Here is a 19,969-nt window from a genome sequence, read left to right on the forward strand (position 1 = left end):
AAAAGCCTAACGGCTAAAAAGTTAGGCGAATCAACGCTTGCGAAATTCCGCAAGCGACTAAAACCTTTTAGTCCTAAGGAGGTTGCTTTCAGAATAAAGGCACATTTAAGAAGAAATATATACATAAAAAACGAATTGTCTTTAAAAAAAGATAAAATATCCTTTGATGATATCGTTATTGATTTTCAAAAAGGGGAGGTATTAAAATTGGGTAAAAATATAATACTCACTCCTAAAGAATATCATCTACTGTGTTATATGGCTCAAAATTCCAATCAGATATTGACCAAGCAAATGATATGTAATGAAGTTTGGAACGATGACTATGAAGGGTATGACAACACCATAATGGTTCATATAAGAAAACTTAGACAAAAACTAGAAAAAGATCCTTCCAATCCTAAGTATATTATTACTGCAAAAGGACTTGGATACAAGCTCTATATATCAAAATAATAACAATTCAATCATGATATAAAAATTACGCATCCATTTTAAAAGTCCAATTATATTTTTTAAAAGTCCAATTTTACTATAGCCTTTGAGGTGAAGATATATGAAAATTTTAAACAAAATCAGAACCAATTGGTCCATTACAACAAAATTTCTAGTAACACTAATATTTATAATAATAATTGAATTCTTTGTAAACCTTCTTTTTTTTAGATTTACAATTATATATACTAAAAAGAATTTAAATACACTTAGTCCTGAAAGTTTTACATTGAATTTTTATGAATACATAAATTTTAAAGATAATAAACCTTTTATAATTGAAAATGGCAAAAAACAAATATCAAATAATGATACTTGGATTCAGATAATAGATGAAAATCTTAAAGAAGTATACTCCTTTAAAAAGCCAAAGGAAGTTCCTTCTAGCTATAAGCCAATAGATTTAGTTCATATTCATAAGTATGATATAGCAAACAGTTCCGTATTTATGAGTGAAAAAAAGTACAATAATAAAAGTTTTGCTTATATTATAGGTTTTCCTTTTAACCGTGTTGCAAAATACACTTTAACTTTTAATCCTAATAATACTCAAAACTTTTTGGGAGGTGAATTTATAGTTTTAATGACTATAAACATAATAATTGCAGTGATTGCCTCCTATTTTATATTTGGAAAAAGAATGGGTAAGCCTCTTGATATCATAATAAATGGTATTGACACACTTTCCAAAGGAAACTATGAAATAAGTTATTCAGAATATGGAATTTATAAAAATGTATTTACCAATTTAAATAATTTAAGTAAAACTCTTAAGGAAAATAAAGAGAAGAGAGAAGAAATAGAAAAAATGCGTGAACTTTGGATTTCTTCTATATCCCATGATATAAAAACACCTTTATCTTCTATAAAAGGATATTCGGAAATCATGAAAGACCCTGATTATATTTTTTCCAATGATGAAATTGTTGAGTATTCAGAAATAATATACAATAAATCTTTATACATTCAAACTCTAATAGAAGATTTAAATTTTACTTACAAACTAAAAAATAAAGTAATTCCTTTAAAAAGAGAAAAAATAAATATTACTCTTTTGCTTCAAAACATAATTATAAGCATTTTAAATCATCCCTGTTATTGTAATAGAACTGTAAACTTTCACTTTGAAAAAGATAATATACAAGCTTTTGTGGATGAAAGACTATTTAAAAGAGCATTAAGTAATCTAATTTTTAATGCCTTAATTCACAATGATAAGAATGTTCAGGTAGATATATCCATTTATGAGAAAGAAAAAATATATATTACACTAAAGGATAACGGTAAAGGAATAGCTAAAAAAGATTTAGATTATGTTTTTGAAAAATACTACAGAGGTACAAATACTAATACATCAATTGAAGGCTCTGGCTTAGGTATGGCAATTTCTAAACAAATAATAGATGCTCATGGAAGTACTATACATATAAAGAGTGATTTAAACAAGGGTACTACCATATGCATAACTGTGTAATTTTATGCATTTTTACAAGAATTAGAAACATTGCCTGCAATGGCATTTTGCAAGTCAAAGTCCATTTCTGACCTTATTGGCACCTAAATTGGCCTTTGAATCCTATATTTTTAGTATTTTTTGAAATAATTATTATATTCTCTTGCAATTTTGTGTTTATTTAATTATAATATAATTATGATAAATATAAATTACGAGGTGAGGCTTATGTACATTGTTTCCGATTTTAAATTTCAATTAAATAAAACAAAAATTATTAATGCGGTTAAGTCTTATTGCCAAACACCTCCTTATGAGGAATTGAGCAAAATCTATGATAACTTACTTCCTGCACTAAGAGAAATTTCTAAACCTATTGGTATTTTTAAGATAGATAAGCAAATTGGAGAAATAAATTCTAATGTACTCAATAAATGTTCTCATATAGTTTATGCTTTAGTAACTATTGGAGAAGGTTCTGTAAAAAAAGTAGATAATCTTTTTGAAGAAGGTAAATTTTATGAAGCTTTATTACTAGATGCTATGGCTAGTTCATATCTCTTTAGCGTAAGTTCAGAGTTTTTTAATACTATTTATGAAACTGCTAAAAATATGAATTTAGGCCTTACTTGCAAAATTGCTCCAGGGGACGGGGAAATTGATTTAGAATATCAAAAGGATATAGTAGACAAATTTGCTAATGAAGATATTCATGGCATAAGCATAATTGATAAGTACATGATTTATCCTTCAAAATCTATGTCATATGTATATGGTGCTGATAAAAATATAGCTTTTAATCGTAGGGATCATTCCTGCGAAAACTGCTATAATAAATTTTGCACTATGAGAGATACTTCTGGCAGTGTCAAAGGTCCATTTCTAAAAGAATCAAATTGTGCTTAAAAAAGCTCGAGAATGGAAGTCTTATCCATTCTCTCTTATTATTTATTCATATTTTTTAATTCAGCAATCATTTTATTTAACTCATTAACTACATCAGATACTTTTTCCATAGAAGCTGCAGTTTGTTTAATTGTATTATTTACTTCTTCAGCACCTGTTGAAGTATTTTTTGATATTTCCGATACATCATTAATTAATTTTACAAGTTCATTTTTATTCTTATCTATATAAAAAACATTGTCTTTACTGCTTTCTACAGATGCCAAAATATTATTTATAGAATTATATATGTCATTAAAAATATTGCCAGTATTATCAACAGCATCATTCTGTACTTCTACTATACTTTTAACCTCTTTCATAAAATTCACTATATTTTGTGATTCATGTTCTATTTCATTTATGAGCTTTTTAACTTCCACTGCTGAAGAAGATGTTTCCTCTGCAAGCTTCCTTACTTCTTCTGCTACTACAGCAAATCCTTTTCCAACTTCACCAGCTCTTGCTGCTTCTATGTTGGCATTTAAGGCTAAAAGATTAGTCTGTTCAGAAATACCTGTTATAGTTTCTATTATCTTGTCAATTTTATCTATACTCTTGCTTAAATTGGTAACTTTTTCATCTACAGCTTTTATAGTTAAATCACTACTTTTTGTCTTATCCTTCAAAAGTTTTACAGCTTTCATCCCCTGTTTATTTAGTTGTTCAGCTTTACTTGATGTTTCAGCCATCCCATCTGTTATTGTAACAGTTTTATTTATTTTATCTGATAAATTTTCTATCATTCCTACTCCATTTTGTATTTCTTTATCCTGACTAGAAACTGCTACTGTAACTTCATTTATAGTATCAGAAATATGTTTACTTGCTAAAAGTGTATTATTCATATCCTCAAACAAATTCTGAGACAAATTAGAAAGCTCTCCCACTATTTCATTTATTTTGTCATTTACCATAGCCATTTTTTGCTTTGAATCTTGTATTTCAGTAATCATTTTTTGCTGCTTTTCTACTATAATTCTGCTATCGTTTACGATCATATCTTTAACAATTATTAAAAACACTCCTGTAGCAAATGCATTCATTACAATCATCGGAATAGACAATGTATTGAACAATATCTGATTAGCTTCCATAAAAGGCTTTTGTCCTAAAATAGGCACTAAGATATGAATATGTATCACTTCCCAAATCGCTATAAATATAGCCCATTTTGTAATACTTTTATTATCTAATTTCTTGAGAGTAAATTGGGTCTTATATACAATAATAGAAGCTATAATTCCAGATAAGACAGTTGAAGTAGTGCACCCTAAAGTAGTCCACCCTCCTAATGTATACCTATAAGCTCCTCCTACTATACCAACAAATGTTCCTACTATTGGTCCTCCAATTATAGCTGATAATACTGCTATTGAATCTCTTACATTTGTCTTTGCATCCCCTATTGTATAAGCATATTTTGAAGCTAAAATAATAGGAATACTAAAAACTATAATTAGAAATATAGTCCCAATCACATCATTTCTTTGAGCTATAATAAGCCTTACTATTTTCATAGACCTGCTTATCAAATAAATGAATAGAACACATAATGCTATAAACATAAACATGTTATACATAGTATTAAAAATATTTGCTATCATCACGAAAAACTCCCTCCCGTCATTTTCCTATCCTCTAGTTTTGTAATGAACTTCATAATATTCTCTAACTAAATACTTCTATAAAAACCTTTTAATTCCTTCATAATAAATAATTTTCACAATATTAAAGCTTAGTTTATCTATTTATTTATTTTTATGTGAATTTTTTAGACATTATTTATCTTTTTTAGACATCAAAGCTTTTTGCACTTCATCCACTAGAGCATCTTCATCAAAAGGTTTTATTACAAATCCTCTTGCACCTAATTCTATTGCTTCTTTTATAAAAGCCTTTTGCCCCATTGATGAACATATAATTACTTGTGCTTCAGGATCTATCTTCATAATTTCCTCTAAAGCTTCTAATCCTGTCATTTCATTCATCATTAAATCCAAAGTAACTACATCAGGCTTTAATTCCTTATATTTGTCTATAGCTTCTCTGCCATTAGCTGCTTCTCCTAATATATTTATTTCATGTTTGTTAAGTATTTTTGTTATTAAATGTCTCATAAACATAGAGTCATCCACTATTAGTACACCCATAATAAAGTTTTTCTCCTTTTGTCTTGTAGTTATTTATTACTCATAATTATTTTCGCAAACTTACACTATAACCTTTATATAATTTTAAAACAAATTTCAAATATTTTCAAATATTACTTTTTATCCAATCATAAGCACTATTAGTACATCATTAAACTATTTTTTTTTTAGCATTTTTATGTTACAATCTATAGTATCGCAGTTATTAACCAATAATTGTAAACAAATGGAGTGATAAAAATGGATAATTTAATAACTTGTATAATTGGAGCTTTTCAAATTACCCTTTTAGATATAGTTCTTAGTGGTGATAATATAGGTGTTATTGCTCTAGCTACTAAAGATTTACCAGAAAGGTATGCAAAAAAAGCTTCTGCTATAGGAGTATTTGCTGCAGTTCTATTAAGAATTGTATTCACATGCTTTATGACATATATTCTTTTAATAAAATGGCTTCCTATTAAATTGGTTGGAGGTATACTTCTCACAAAAATAACTTGGAATTTTATAAAACCAAATAATGAAAGTGATACCACACGTGTAAGCTCATCTAATAAATTTATTGGTGCTATATGGAGTATAATTATAGCAGATGCTACTATGAGCTTAGATAATGTTCTTGCCATTGCAGGAGCAGCTGATGGTAATATAGTACTCATTATATTTGGACTTCTACTTAACATACCTATTATATTTTGGGGAAGTCAATATGTATCAAAATTAATGAAAAAATATCCTATTGTTACATACATAGGTGGTGCAATTCTTGCTCACACAGCCTTCAAAATGATTTTAGAAGACAAACTTTTAATTTCATTTTTGCCTAATGTATTTGGTGTTATAATTCCCAATGCAGCTGCAATTTTGACTATAATTTATGGACTTTATATTATAAAAAAACCAGTACACATTCATTAATAAAATTAAAAAATCCTATAATTTAAATTATAGGATTTTTTATATATCTTATTAACAAAGCTCTTTCTTAGTTTATTTTGTTAATTGATCTATTAATGCTTGAATTTTATGCCCACACCTTTTTCCATTACAAGATCCAGTACCAGCACCTGTAATTTTTTTTATCTCTTCTACAGAAGTGGCACCACTATTTATTGCATTCTTGATAGAGTCTCTTGATATAGCCTTGCATAAGCACATTTTAGTAAGTTTATCTTTAATTTTTTCATTTAAATTTTGTTCCATTGAAGTATCTCCTTTAAACATTTAATATACATCTTTACATATCCAAACTTTTACCTGCACCAAGAACAACACACTGAAGAGGGTTTTCTGCAATACATGAAGGTATATTTAATTCTCTATATATAAGTTTATCTAATCCTTTTAGAAGTGATCCACCACCTGAAAGCATTATACCCTTGTCCATTATATCTGCTGCAAGCTCTGGTGGAGTTTGTTCAATGGTGGCTTTAATTGCTTCAATTATTAAAGCTACAGGATCTTTCAAGACTTCTCGTATTTCACTATCTATGATAGTGACAGCCTTCGGAAGTCCAGTTGCCAAATCTATTCCTCTTATCTCCATATTTATTTCTTCTTCATCTACATAGACAGAACCTAGTTCTATTTTAATTTTCTCTGCTGTTCTTTCTCCTATAATTAGATTAAACTCTCTTTTTACATAATCAATAATTGTTTCGTCTAACTCATCTCCTGCAACTCTTAATGTTTTACTTGTGACAATTCCTTGAAGAGAAATGATTGCTATCTCTGTAGTACCTCCTCCTATATCAATAATCATGTTACCAACTGGCTCATTCACAGGTAATCCTGATCCTATAGCAGCAGCCACAGATTCTTCAACTAGCATAATCTTACGTACACCAACTTGATTTATTACTTCATTAATAGCCTTCTTTTCAACCTCAGTAATTCCTGAAGGATGGGAAATTGCAATTTTCGAACTTTTAAAAACACCTTTACCATTAATCTTTTCAATAAACTTTTTTAACATTTGCTGTGTCAAATCAAAGTTCGCAATTACCCCATCCTTTAAGGGTCGAATAGTTTCAATGCCTTTTGGCGTTCTTCCTATCATATCCTTGGCATCTGCACCAACTGCTAAAACTTGTCTGTTTGTAGTATTTATAGCTACTACTGAAGGCTCTTCTAATATAACACCTTCTCCTTTTACATACAATAAAGTATTTGATGTTCCTAAATCTATTCCTATATCCTTAGACTTTATAAAAAATCTCATCAAAATTCTCCTTTCAAATTTACAATAGATCTTTCCTTTTTAGATGCTATTGATAATAATATGTAGAAAAATAGACTTCTATTTTTCATGAAGTCTTCCTAAGATTACTTTTTTTACAGTATATATCTTCATTTGTATGCTTTCAACGTACAAATAGTTCATATTATTACATTAACTGGATTATATTCAATTATATTTTAATAACTTCATTATAATTACAAATAGGAGAATTAATTAATATAAAATACTTTTTACAGGTTCTAATATATTTTTTATCTACCCATTTAAAAGCTAAAAAACAGTAAAAGAAGCTGAATCTGAACTTTAATTATTATACATTTTTAAGGGAAGTTAGCTAACTTCCCTTAATGAATTTTATATAATGATTTTACTTTTAAATATTAAATTTTTCTACTAATGAATTTAAGCCCTTAGCAAGATTTTCCAGTTCTCCTGCTGCTTTTACTACCTTTTCAAGTCCTGATGCTTGCTCTTGAACAGAAGCATTTACCTCTTCCGTAGTCGCTGCTATTTCTTGAGATACAGAATTTACATTTTGTATTTGAGACAAAACTGAATCCTTATGCTTACTCATTTGTTTCAGTGAACTGTCTACAGTTAGAACACTTTCCTCTAATTTATCTATGGAATTATATATGTTTTTAAAGGATTCATTTGTTAATCCCATAGCCTCATCCACATCTTTACTCAATACTACTGTATTTTCCATCTTATTTAAAAGCTGACTTATATTTTCCTTTATTTCAGTTATAACCTTACTTATTCTAAGTGCAGATTCTTCAGATTGTTCTGCTAAATCTTTAACTTCACCAGCAACTACAGCAAAGCCTTTTCCTGCTTCTCCTGCACGTGCAGCTTCAATGCTAGCATTTAAAGCTAAAAGATTTGTCTGCTCCGTTATTGACGTTATAGTTTCTGTTATAATACTAATTTCATTGGACTTTTCTGACAGTTTTTTTATTTGCTTAGCCACATCTTTATTGGATTTAGCAGTTGCTTCGAAACTATCACTTAATTTATGAATTACTTTAACTTCATTGTTAGTATCTTCCTTTACGCCCTTAGCTATTCTTACCATATCGTTAGCTCTTTTTAATGAATTTTCTACCTCTCCTCCAAGCTTAGTTGTTAAAATTTCACTTTCATTCATAGATTGTGCTTGTTCAACTGCCCCTTCAGATATTCCAGAAACTATTTTTGATACTTCCTCTCCTGATACATGGGACTCTTGTGATATATGCTTAAGATCATTTGAAGATGTATTTATATTATCAGAAACATTTTTTATACTACTTATCATCTCCACCATTTCATCTCTAAGTATATTTACACTATCCGTTATCATTTCAACTTCATATATAGAATTATTCTCTTTACTTACCTTTTCTGAAAAATCTCCATTTTGCATTTTATTAAGTACTTTTATCAACTCTGTAAATGGATTAGTTATAAATTTTGAAAATAAATTACCTAGTATAGATATAATAAAAAATGCAATTAAAGAAATTGAAGCCGTAACATTCCTAGCATGATTAACTCTTTCACTTAATTCACTTTTTGGTATAAGTGCAGCAATTATCCATCCTGTAGTACTATCTTTAACAGTACATATTCTAAAGTTTGATCCATTTATAATATCTTCATATATATTATTATTTCCATTGGACATAATCTTAGAAATCCATGGTAATTCCTTAATATTTTTCTTTAACATAGACTTATTTTTACTTCCTATAATATTTCCTTTATTATCTAAAAGCAATGTATATCCATTTTGTCCAATTTTCTTTTCCGAAATTAAGCTTGATAGATTATCTAATTTTATATCCATAGCTGCAACTCCTAGTACTTGTCCACTAGAAGCATCTTTCACAACTTTAGCAAAAGTAACTTCAAAATTTCCTTTTTTAGCAGCATCCTCATATGGGTCTGTTACAATGACTTGTCCATTTTTACTTAGTGAATCCTTATACCAATCTCTTTTTCTTGGATCAAATCCTTCTGGAAGCTGCTGAATTGGTGCTAATATCATATTACCTGAAGCAGTTGCCACATAAGCATTAGTTATATCATTATGAGATTTTACAAACTGATCTAAATTTTGTAATAACAACTTAGTATAATCTGGGTTTGTCGTTGAATTATTAACGCTAGCTTGGTTAGCTATCATTTCTAAAGATTCATTATAGCTTTTATTTTCCTTTTTTATGACACTACTTATCTCCTGGGAGTTATTTTTAAGTATAATGTCAAAATCATCACGAAATGATTTGCTTTGAGATACATAACTGTAAATTCCTACTATTAACAATGGTATTAAAGTAGAAAAGCATAATAAAATTATGAGGTTTTTTCTAAGGGTTTTTTTATTCATGATATGTTTGTCTCCTTTTCGACTTTTAATGCTAAAAAATTTGTTTTTTGAATTTTTTAACATTTTATTGTTACAATATACTATTATAATACAAAACAAAAAATTTTTACACAATATATTTGCATTTACAAACAAATTATGTTTAATTGAGTTTTTTGATGGCATTATTTACACTATATACATGCCATAAAAACTCACCTATATTCAAAATATATATGTGAAGGTAGGTGATTTTCTTGAAAAAGAAGTTAGTTGCATTAAGTACATTTCTATTTTTGCTACTTGGATGCGGTAAAGTTCATGCTGAAAATACGACTTATACAGTAATTTCAGGAGATAGTATGTGGAAAATTGCAGTAAAATTTGAAGTTGGTTTAAGTGAAATTATATCTTTAAACCCTCAAATTAAAAATCCTGCTATGATTGTACCAGGACAAAAGTTGACTATACCAAATATTCAGGATGTAAAAACTATTGAGAATAAAGTTATATCTTTGGTAAATGCACAAAGATCAAAGGTTGGTTTGCAGCCTTTCAAAACTAATTGGGAACTTTCAAGAATTGCAAGATATAAGTCTCAAGATATGATAAATAAGAATTACTTTTCACATACATCACCAACTTATGGTTCTCCATTTAATATGATGGAAAATTTTGGTGTAAAATTTTCTGCAGCTGGTGAAAATATAGCTATGGGCCAAAGAACTGCTGAAGAAGTTATGAATGCTTGGATGAATTCTCCAGGCCATAGAAGTAATATTTTAAATTCTTCCTACACTGAAATAGGTGTAGGCCTAGCAAAAAATGCAAATGGTCAATGTTATTGGACTCAAATGTTCATAAAACCTATGTACTAATTTAATACTCAACTTTCACGAATTGAAATTTATTCGAATTGTGAAAGTTGAGTTATAAATATGATTTTTAACTACATATTTTCATCATTACATGTTATGAATACTTTGCTTTAATAAATTTATTTACATATTTTAGCTTTAAATTTTCCCGTTGATGCTATCCTCAGTAATTTTTTATACATAATAGTTATATCAATGCAATCACAGCCTTTATGGTTTTAGCAATATTTATAAATAGTACAACATACTTATTTTAAACAAAAATAAGCTATTGGCCTATGCATATCTTTACTAAACAATCAAGATATCAATATCCAATAGCTTAAAATTTATTATTCAATTAACTTTGTTTATATATGTCATATCCAAACCACTTCATTGAAAGTTTTGAAAGAGTTCCATCCTTCTTTAATTCATCTAAAGCTTTATCCAATGCATCTTTAAGTTCTTTATTTTCTTTTTTGACACCTATTCCTTCTGGTTCTTTAGTCAATTTTTCAGTAAGTATTTTATAAGTTCCTGCTTCCTTCTTAGTATAATATCCTCCAACTTGGCCATCAACTATTAAAGCATCTGCTCTTCCTATTGACAAATCATGAAAAGCTTCTGTTACTTTATCATATTTTTTAACTTCTTTAGTACCTTCAATTTTATTAGCTGCTTGTTCTCCTGTTGAACCTAATTGAGCTGCTAATATTTTCCCTTTTAAATCTGCCTTTCCTTGAATAGGACTTCCATTTTTAACTACGATTATCTGACCACCATCTATATAAGGTCCTACAAAATCTATTTCCTTCTTTCTTTCATCTGTAATACTCATAGCTGCTATTATAGCATCAAATTTTCCTGATTTAAGTGCTAATACTATTCCATTAAAATCTGTAGTTACAGGTTCATATTTAACGCCTAATTTTTTAGCTAATTCTTTTCCCATATCTATATCAAAACCAGCTAATTCATTTTTCTCATCTCTAAATTCCATTGGTGGATAAGAATCATCTAATCCTATCTTTAAAACTCCTGCATCTTTTACTTTCTGAAGAGAATTGTCTGTTTTTTGATTAGTGGATGTACCACTATTTGATTTTCCGCACCCTGCAAATAAGGACATAGCCATTACTGCTGTCAAAACTAGTGCTGATATTTTTTTCATATTCATAATTTGTATCCTCCTTGAAATATGTTATCATAACAAATTCTTTATTAAATATATTTTTTACTTTTTATACACATCATATCCAAACCATTTTATTGAAAGTTTTGAAAGAGTTCCATCTTGTTTTAGTTCATCCAGAACTTTTTGTAATTTTTCTTTAAGCTCTTTGTCCTCTTTTTTAATTCCTATTCCTTCTGGTTCTTTAGTTAACTTTTCACTTAGAATTTTAAAAGCATCCCCATCTTTTTTATTATAATATCCACCAACTTGGCCATCCATAATTACAGCTTCAACTCTTCCTATAGCTAAATCGTGGAAAGCTTCAGTGCCTTTATCATATTTTTTAAGTTCTTTTATTCCTTGAATCTTATTAGCCGCTTCTTCTCCAGTAGAACCAAGTTGACAACCTACCATTCTACCTTTTAAATCTGCTGATGATTTTATATCATTATTAGATTTTTTCACAGCTATTATCTGTCCACCTTCAAGATAAGGGCCAGCAAAGTCAATTTCTTTTTTTCTTTCTTCTGTCATACTTAATGAAGAAAGTATCATATTAAATTTTCCTGATTTAAGTGCTAAGATTATGCCATTCCAATCTGTTGGCATATATTCTACCTTTACCCCAAGTTTTTTTCCTATTTCATTTCCAAGGTCTATATCAAACCCCACTAAATTGTTCTTTTCATCTCTAAATTCCATTGGTGGATAAGAATCATCTAATCCTATTTTCAACGTACCTGCATCTTTTATTTTTTGAAATGAATTATCTTTGCTAGTATTATTATTTTTAGTACTTCCATTACTGCTTCCACATCCAGCTAATAGTGATACTAAAACAGCTATTATAATAAGTACTGCTGATTTCTTTTTCATATAATTGCCCCCCAATATTTATTTTTTATAATTATACAATCATTCTCATAATTATGCAATACATTTTTTAATTTTTTGTTGGAAAAATATAAAAAAAATAAGCTGATACGCAATATCAGCCAATTCATAAAAAATTAATTAATGTATAAAGTAGTCAACTATGAGAAAGCTTTATTTAAATTCCTTTTGGAATAAAAGCTACATTATAATTTATAGATGCATTTTTTAAAAGAGGTTTATCTACAGTTACATGTTTTACTTCTTCTAAATTTTTAGCAGAAAATATAACTGTTCCTCCCTTTCTGTTATAAAATCCCCCACCTATCAAATACTTGTTTCCACTTACTCTACCGTTATTAACTCTAGTTCCACCAGGTTTAACTTCTTCTTTTTCAGATTCTACTGATGTATAATTAATTCTTACAAAAACATTATATTTATCCATAATCAATCCCCCTATTTTTTCATTGGGTAATTTTTTCTAAATTAAATTTCTTTTATGTTTATATTATATCGAACACTTGTTCGATAGTCAAGCTTTTTATCACTCTCTAAAATTTTTAGTGTTATATTACTCTAACTATTTAATTTATATGAAGCTTTACTAAAAATATACCAATTAATATTTTTATAAATTAATCATATTAAAAATCTGCTACGAACATGTTACAATTTAATATATTTTTATAAAGTGAACTGCAAATCCAGATAGTATACAATAATATTTATTTTTGATAAAATAAATTCATATCAATTTTTAGGGGGGGTTTTTTTTATGTTTGGTACTATAGTGAATTTCCTTGCCATTATAGTTGGAAGTATTATTGGAATGTTTTTAAATAGGGGCATATCTGAAAAAATAAGCACTACAATAATACACGGTTTATCTTTGTGCACTATTTTTATAGGAATTTCTGGTGCAATAAAAGGGTCTAATTTCATTCTTATTATAATATCTGTTGCATTAGGGGCTCTTATAGGCGAATTGATAGACATCGATAAAAAAATTGAAGGTTTAGGAAACACAATAGAAAATAAGTTTAAAGGAAATGGTTCAAATATATCTCAAGGTTTTGTAACTTCAAGTTTATTGTTTTGCGTAGGTTCTATGGCTATAGTGGGAGCCTTAGAAGGTGGTCTATCAGGTAATTATAAAATACTTTTTGCAAAATCAATACTAGATGGTACAGTTTCTATTATTTTTGCATCTTCTCTTGGACTTGGAGTACTTCTTTCATCATTTTCAGTACTAATTTATCAAGGCAGTATAACCATTGCAGCTTCTTTTTTAAAGCCATTTTTGACACAGACAGTAATTACAGACATGACTGCAATTGGAAGTATTCTTATAATGGGATTAGGTTTTAACATGCTTAACATGACTAAAATAAAGGTAGCAAATTTGCTTCCTGCAGTTTTTATTCCAATTATTTATCAAATCATTATGAATTTAATAAAATAAGTACTATATAACAGGTTGTTGCACTAAATAAATTATACATACCTTAACTTTTGTACATGCAATTTTACCTAATATAAGCATATTGCGACATAAGGGTGCAGTGGAAGTTTGGATTTTAACTTTTATTCCGTGATATATGGTAAGTGGTTCATCACTGCTAAATGTTTTAATTATTCTAAAGCTTGAAGATTTGGAAAACCTAAGAACTTTCTCAAACTCGGTTTCCTCAGACAGGATTAAAGTTCTTAGGCTTCCCATAATGTATTATGTGTATACGCAATGTATTAAGAAGTAACTTTCAACTGTATGAAGACTGATATATGCCGTAAAGATTAAGTATATAACCCATTATCTCATATTTTCGATCCAAACTTATTTTGTAAAAATATTGTTTTTTTTATTTTTTCACCTTAATTTATTCAAGTATATTTTTCTAAATGCATTATAAACTTAAATAAATAGCAGCATAATTTTAATAACAGAGATCTCTATATATTCTATTTTCTAAAAATTCAAGCATAGTAATGTTATTTAGTTTTCCTATTCATTTCTAAATACTAGTACAATTTTTTCTAGGTTGTATCTTTATTCCTATACATATCAAATGTATTAATAGAACTACTAAAAAGTAAATTATTTACTTAACAAGCATAAATAATCCTATAAACTCTACTATTAGACCGCACATAGACCGCACAATTATTCTATAAATAATTATTCTCTGATGATAAACATGGTAGTTGAATATCAAGCAGTTATTATGCATAATTGTGAAATATTACATTTATTTAAACTATTATCATAAATCTAATACGCCAATTTTAACATATATAATTTGTAAAATATATTAAATCATCAAGGAAATTATTTTAAAATTACCATATAGATAATATAATTTCAAATTAGCATATAATTTGACAAAAATCTTATTCAGTAATAATATAATTTACATGACATCATCCGGATGAACGTTAAATATATAAAAGGAGTTGCAACAATGAAAAGTATTGACGAAATAAAAAAAGCAGTATGCAAAGCTATTGATAATAATTCAGAAAAAATAATAGACTTTGCAAAACAAGTTAGCCAAAATCCAGAACTAGGATTTAAAGAAAAGAAAACAGCAGAAAGAGTAGCAAACTTTTTTAGTGAAATAGGCTTGAATTGTAAAGAAGGACTTGCTTTAACTGGAGTAAAAGCAAAGTTAAAAGATAAGAACAATGGAATAAATGTAGCTATACTAGGAGAATTAGATGCAGTTATATGCAAAGATCACAAAGACGCAGATAAAACAACTGGAGCTGCTCATGCTTGTGGTCATAATCTACAACTAGCTGCAATGATTGGTTCCGCTGTAGGTTTAAAGCTATCTGGTGTAGAAGATAATTTAGATGGAAATGTAACTTTTATGGCAGTGCCAGCAGAAGAATGTATTGAGGTTGCTTATAGACAAAAACTTAAAGATGAAGGAAAAATTCATTTCTTTGGTGGAAAACAGGAATTAATCTCTTTAGGAGAATTTGATGATGTTAATATAGCCATGATGATGCATTCTTCAAAAAATACTCCTGAAGCAGCAGTAGGCATAGGAGAATCAAGTAATGGATTTTTAGCTAAAACAATTCAATATGTAGGCAAAACAGCTCATGCTGCAGAAGCCCCTCATGAAGGTATAAATGCTTTAAATGCTGCAATGCTTGGTTTAATGGGAGTTAATGCTTTAAGAGAAACCTTTAGAGATGAAGATTCTATTAGAGTACATCCTATAATTACAAAAGGTGGAGATGTGGTAAACAGCGTTCCTGATGATGTAAGGGTTGAAACTTATGTTAGAGCTAAAACTGTAAAAGCAATGAACGAAACAAATGAAAAAGTTGATAGAGCCTTAATGGCAGGTGGATATGCAATAGGTGCTGAAACTATCATAAAAACTATTCCTGGTTATTTACCTCTTCGCTGTTCTATACCTTTAAACAATTTATTTAAAGAAAACTGTAAAGAATTTTTACCAGAAGATAAAATTTTAAATCCAGGACATTTCAATGCTTCTACTGATATGGGAGATGTTTCTCACTTAATACCTACTATACACCCTTATGTTGGTGGCGTTAGTGGATGTCTTCATGCAAAAGATTTTAAAGTTGAAGATTATTATGCTGCATGTATTTTACCAGCAAAATTCTTTGCTATGACAGTAGTAGATTTGCTAGTTAATAATGCTAAAAACGCCAAAAATGTTATTGATGATTTTAAGCCTGTATTCTCAAAAGAAGAATATGTAAAAGCAATGAATCAGTACTATAAATAAAAGTAAGGAGGAGAAACAAATGAAAAACTGCAAGATTCACGCTATAGCACTTATATTAGTAATTATAGCAGAAGCAATTGGAACAATAAAATTTAAAATTGGTCCTGGTATTGTAGTACTATTACCAATGCTTTATGCTTTATTTTTCGGAATTATGTTAAGTCCTAAATTTTTAAAAGTAGTAAATGATAAAGATATGCTTAGTGCAAAAGGAATGATCACTATTTCTCTAATGCTCCTAATGGCAAAATATGGCACAACAATAGGACCTACTTTACCTAAAATTATAAAATCAAGTCCAGCATTATTCTTTCAAGAATTTGGACACTTAGGATCAGTAATCTGTGTTGTACCTATTGCAGTTTTAATTGGATTAAAGCGAGAAACTATAGGTGCAGGTCATTCTATAGGTCGTGAGCCTAATGTAGCCTTAATTAGTGATTTGTATGGATTAGATGGTCCAGAAGGTCAAGGTGTTATGGGTGTATATATTTGCGGAACAGTTTTAGGAACTATTTTTTATGGAATACTTGCTAGTTTGTTTGCAGCATATTTACCATTTCATCCTTATGCTTTAGCTATGGCATCAGGTGTTGGAAGTGCAAGCATGATGACCGCAGCAGTAGGTTCTCTATCTGCTATGTTCCCTAGTATGAAGGATACCATTGTAGCCTATGGTGCTGCTGGTAACATGTTCTCAGGACTTTGCGGAGTATATATTTCACTATGGATTGCAATACCATTTACAGAATGGGCATATAAGAAGTTGTATTTTATAAAATATAGGAAACCTGCATCAGAAGATGAACAAATGATAAAAAAGGAGGTATAAACATGAAACTAAAGAATTCCATTTTCATTTTAGTTCTAATAGGAATATTATCTCTAGTAGGAAATTTAATAGGATATAAGACTAGTATACTAGCAAGTATACCAGGTATGTTGATTTTAGTTGGAATTTCCATTGCAGGAATTTTACTTGTAAAAATTATTCCAGTAAAAATACCTGCAGTTGCATATGTAGTTACTTTAGGTTGTATTATTACATATCCTGCTGTACCAGGTTCCGCTATTATAAATTCATATATTAGTAAAGTTAACTTTTTAGCATTAACAACTCCTATTTTAGCTTATGTAGGTATATCCATAGGAAATGACCTAGAATCCTTTGCTAAATCAGGCTGGAGAATCATACTAATATCCTGCCTCTCCTTTATAGGTACATTCTTAGGATCTTCTCTCGTTGCACAGCTTGTATTAAAGCTTACAGGACAAATTTAGTAACAAAAGCAAAATTGCCACATGACATAGTGGCAGTTTTATTTTTATAAATATTTTTTGAATCCTTTGACAACATCGTTATCATATCCTATAGATTCATAAAATTTATGAGCACCTTTTCTACTAAAAGCTGATACTAACATTGTAAAATAACAATCCTCCCTTCTGGCAATACCTTCTATAAAACTCATTAGTACTTTTCCAATTCCCATTCTCCTACAGTTATTTTTTACTATTACATTTTCAATGACCATAAATGGCTTACAATCACCACCAAGATCCTGACAAATAATACCTAACAGTGAACCAACTAGATTGTTATTATCATCCTTTGCTCCAATCAATATATAGTTTTTATTTGAATCAATAAATTCAAACTTATTCTTAAACTTTTTAAAATCTGCCTTTTTATTCAAAAGTTCTTCATACAAATTGGATAAATCATTTAAATCATCATATGTTATCCTACCTATAGTAATCAAGTTTATTTCACATCCTTTCTCAATTTTCATCTCACAGTATATTATAATTTAGAAATTTACACTTTTTATTGCTTTTACTGCTATAGATATTGAAAAAAGTGCTTTTATGTAATTTTTGCGCTTTAACTACCATTTAATAATCATTTCCACTCTTATTGTAAAAAAATAATTGCATCAGTTCAATACCAATGCAATTATCTTATAAAATTTATCTCATTTTACTTAATACAAACTTCGGAATAAGTCTAGTAAGTTTAGATGGCATCAAATTTAAATCAACTCTTCTTATTCCACCTAAAATTACTAATCCAAACCCATATGTAAAACCACCTACTCCAATAGCTATTACTGTAGCTATTGTGCTTGTGACGTATCCTTTGTGTATTAAACCAAGCACTAAGCTTAGAATATAGTGTGTACCAAAAACTAAAGCTCCCATAAGAGCTGATGCTATAATTGGCTTTATAGAATAAATCCAGAGACTTAATTTTAAATTTAAAGATTTTTTAATAATTCTATGATTTAAAACTATAGGAATTGCAAACCCTATTATACTTCCTCCTACTGCTCCTAAAATATTGATCTTTGGCATTGATATCAAGAAGTAATTAGACGTTATTTTAAAAACTATTCCTATGACTGAATAGAATGTTGCAGTGAAAAGCTTTCCTATTCCTTGCAATATAGTTGTCTGTATTTGCATAATAGCCATTAACACTAAAACTATAGAACCATAAGCCATAATAAATGCTCCTCCACGAAATTTCAACATATCATAAATTGGAGCACTTAAAGAAGCTAACCCTACAGCACAAGGTACTGCAATTAAAAAGCATAATCTAAAGGAATAATTTATTTTGTTTCTTGCAAGCTTCTTATCCTTCACCGCTATTGCACCAGATATAGCAGGTAAAATTGCAGCTGAAAGTGAAGATATAATGGCAATAGGTACATTTAAAAGAGATTGATATTTAACTAAATATCCATATAGTATACTAGCATTAACTTCAGAAATACCTCCTACCATAAGTCTTGATTTTGTATTATATACATCTACTAGATTCCCAGCATAAGTCATACCTACACATATAGTTATAGGTACTCCATATTTAACTATTTTTCTTAACAATTGCTTTGTAGTAAATCTTTTTACTTCTTCATTTATATATCCTTTAGGCACTTTAAATTTTCTATTGCTTTCATAATAATACATGAGAAAAACAGCTGAAATAAGTGCACCTACAGATGTACCTATGGTAGCTCCTGCACAACCAGCTTCTAAGCCAAACTTCATAAAATAAATAGCAAAGCCTAAAGAAAAAATAATATTCATTATCTGCTCTACAACCTGTGATACTGCTGTTGGAGTCATATTTGCACGCCCTTGAAAATAACCTCTATAAGCAGATGCAACAGATGTAAATAGTATAGCTGGTGAAAGTGTTAAAAGTGATAAATAAGCCTTATTAAATTTAACTAATTCAGCTAAAGGTTTTGCAAAAATAAGCAGTACAAGTGACATAAGAATTCCCAAAACTAAGAGTATGAATCTTGCTATTTTAAAGCTTTTTACTGCATCTTTATAGTTTCCAACTGCTGCAAGTTCAGATATAAGCTTTGATATTGCAACAGGTACTCCTGAATTGGTAATTACAAATATAAAAGTATATACCTGATATGTAGCTCCATATATTCCATATCCTTCGCCACCAATTATCATTATTAAAAAGGGTATGTAGAGTAAAGACAAGACCTTTACCATCATACCCGCTGCAGAAAGTATTGCAAATCCTTTAGTAGTTGACTGTTCCTTCATAGTAAAACTCCTTATCTATATCCCCCATATTGATTATAAACTATCTATAACATATTTAAATATAAATTT

At 28.9% G+C, this 19,969-nt stretch carries 19 protein-coding genes; 9 read left to right on the forward strand and 10 right to left on the reverse strand.

Going from position 1 to position 19,969, the window contains the following annotated elements:
• The 3 genes from EG57_RS0221680 to EG57_RS0221690 form a co-directional block, all read left to right on the forward strand.
• The coding region (locus EG57_RS0221680; RefSeq protein WP_161782733.1) for a winged helix-turn-helix domain-containing protein at positions 1-456 on the forward strand (456 nt) is incomplete at its 5' end.
• 100 nt (positions 457-556) lie between these two features.
• Entirely contained in the window at positions 557-1,969 is a 1,413-nt protein-coding gene (locus EG57_RS0221685; protein WP_032079187.1) for a sensor histidine kinase, read from the forward strand.
• A gap of 207 nt (positions 1,970-2,176) precedes the next feature.
• Positions 2,177-2,854 carry a hypothetical protein gene (locus tag EG57_RS0221690; RefSeq protein ID WP_052038047.1) on the forward strand — a complete coding sequence of 226 codons (678 nt, stop codon included), beginning with the start codon at positions 2,177-2,179 and terminating at the stop codon, positions 2,852-2,854.
• A 38-nt stretch (positions 2,855-2,892) separates the two neighbouring features.
• On the opposite strand, the gene EG57_RS0221695 is transcribed toward EG57_RS0221690, so the two are convergent.
• Complete coding sequence (locus tag EG57_RS0221695) at positions 2,893-4,500, reverse strand: methyl-accepting chemotaxis protein (protein ID WP_032079209.1); 1,608 nt, start codon at positions 4,498-4,500, stop codon at positions 2,893-2,895.
• A 174-nt stretch (positions 4,501-4,674) separates the two neighbouring features.
• On the reverse strand, positions 4,675-5,046 hold the full coding sequence (locus EG57_RS0221700; RefSeq protein WP_029163479.1) for a response regulator: 372 nt from the start codon (positions 5,044-5,046) through the stop codon (positions 4,675-4,677).
• 240 nt (positions 5,047-5,286) lie between these two features.
• On the opposite strand from EG57_RS0221700, the gene EG57_RS0221705 reads away from it, so the two are divergent.
• Positions 5,287-5,964 (forward strand): TerC family protein, encoded by a 678-nt coding sequence (locus tag EG57_RS0221705; RefSeq protein ID WP_032079188.1) that lies wholly within the window; start codon positions 5,287-5,289, stop codon positions 5,962-5,964.
• A 72-nt stretch (positions 5,965-6,036) separates the two neighbouring features.
• Here the strand turns inward: EG57_RS0221705 and EG57_RS0221710 are convergent, their stop codons facing one another.
• The 3 genes from EG57_RS0221710 to EG57_RS0221720 all read right to left on the reverse strand — a co-directional run bounded on the left by EG57_RS0221710 (position 6,037) and on the right by EG57_RS0221720 (position 9,662).
• Positions 6,037-6,249, reverse strand: coding sequence for a (2Fe-2S)-binding protein (locus EG57_RS0221710; protein WP_032079189.1), 213 nt, complete (start codon positions 6,247-6,249; stop codon positions 6,037-6,039).
• A gap of 34 nt (positions 6,250-6,283) precedes the next feature.
• Positions 6,284-7,267 (reverse strand): rod shape-determining protein, encoded by a 984-nt coding sequence (gene mreB / locus EG57_RS0221715; protein WP_032079190.1) that lies wholly within the window; start codon positions 7,265-7,267, stop codon positions 6,284-6,286.
• A gap of 394 nt (positions 7,268-7,661) precedes the next feature.
• On the reverse strand, positions 7,662-9,662 hold the full coding sequence (locus EG57_RS0221720; protein WP_032079191.1) for a methyl-accepting chemotaxis protein: 2,001 nt from the start codon (positions 9,660-9,662) through the stop codon (positions 7,662-7,664).
• A gap of 236 nt (positions 9,663-9,898) precedes the next feature.
• Here EG57_RS0221720 and safA point away from each other — a divergent pair, with 236 nt between their 5' ends.
• A complete protein-coding gene (gene safA / locus EG57_RS0221725) occupies positions 9,899-10,519 on the forward strand; it encodes a SafA/ExsA family spore coat assembly protein (RefSeq protein ID WP_032079192.1) in 621 nt (206 codons plus the stop codon).
• A 340-nt stretch (positions 10,520-10,859) separates the two neighbouring features.
• Here safA and EG57_RS0221730 read toward each other — a convergent pair whose 3' ends face one another.
• From EG57_RS0221730 to EG57_RS0221740, 3 genes are all read right to left on the reverse strand, one after another.
• Positions 10,860-11,672: an ABC transporter substrate-binding protein gene (locus EG57_RS0221730; protein WP_200880598.1), complete on the reverse strand. Its 813-nt coding sequence runs from the start codon at positions 11,670-11,672 to the stop codon at positions 10,860-10,862.
• A gap of 63 nt (positions 11,673-11,735) precedes the next feature.
• Positions 11,736-12,551 (reverse strand): transporter substrate-binding domain-containing protein, encoded by an 816-nt coding sequence (locus EG57_RS0221735; RefSeq protein ID WP_032079194.1) that lies wholly within the window; start codon positions 12,549-12,551, stop codon positions 11,736-11,738.
• A 175-nt stretch (positions 12,552-12,726) separates the two neighbouring features.
• Positions 12,727-12,996, reverse strand: coding sequence for a hypothetical protein (locus EG57_RS0221740; RefSeq protein ID WP_007064131.1), 270 nt, complete (start codon positions 12,994-12,996; stop codon positions 12,727-12,729).
• 330 nt (positions 12,997-13,326) lie between these two features.
• On the opposite strand from EG57_RS0221740, the gene EG57_RS0221745 reads away from it, so the two are divergent.
• The 4 genes from EG57_RS0221745 (at position 13,327) to EG57_RS0221760 (ending at position 17,602) form a co-directional block, all read left to right on the forward strand.
• Positions 13,327-14,013, forward strand: coding sequence for a DUF554 domain-containing protein (locus EG57_RS0221745; RefSeq protein WP_032079195.1), 687 nt, complete (start codon positions 13,327-13,329; stop codon positions 14,011-14,013).
• A 997-nt stretch (positions 14,014-15,010) separates the two neighbouring features.
• The gene (locus tag EG57_RS0221750) at positions 15,011-16,321 is read left to right on the forward strand and encodes an amidohydrolase (protein WP_032079196.1); all 1,311 of its coding nucleotides are present in this window, start codon (positions 15,011-15,013) and stop codon (positions 16,319-16,321) included.
• 19 nt (positions 16,322-16,340) lie between these two features.
• Positions 16,341-17,153: a DUF3100 domain-containing protein gene (locus EG57_RS0221755; protein WP_032079197.1), complete on the forward strand. Its 813-nt coding sequence runs from the start codon at positions 16,341-16,343 to the stop codon at positions 17,151-17,153.
• 2 nt (positions 17,154-17,155) lie between these two features.
• A complete protein-coding gene (locus EG57_RS0221760) occupies positions 17,156-17,602 on the forward strand; it encodes a hypothetical protein (RefSeq protein WP_032079198.1) in 447 nt (148 codons plus the stop codon).
• A gap of 44 nt (positions 17,603-17,646) precedes the next feature.
• On the opposite strand, the gene EG57_RS0221765 is transcribed toward EG57_RS0221760, so the two are convergent.
• Together EG57_RS0221765 and EG57_RS0221770 are read right to left on the reverse strand one after the other, a co-directional pair.
• The gene (locus EG57_RS0221765; protein WP_032079199.1) at positions 17,647-18,084 is read right to left on the reverse strand and encodes a GNAT family N-acetyltransferase; all 438 of its coding nucleotides are present in this window, start codon (positions 18,082-18,084) and stop codon (positions 17,647-17,649) included.
• A 208-nt stretch (positions 18,085-18,292) separates the two neighbouring features.
• Positions 18,293-19,900, reverse strand: coding sequence for a putative polysaccharide biosynthesis protein (locus tag EG57_RS0221770; protein ID WP_032079200.1), 1,608 nt, complete (start codon positions 19,898-19,900; stop codon positions 18,293-18,295).
• Positions 19,901-19,969 lie beyond the last annotated feature (69 nt).

Origin of the sequence: Clostridium drakei, assembly GCF_000633595.2 — a bacterium.
GTDB classification, from domain to species: Bacteria; Bacillota; Clostridia; order Clostridiales; family Clostridiaceae; genus Clostridium_AM; species Clostridium_AM drakei.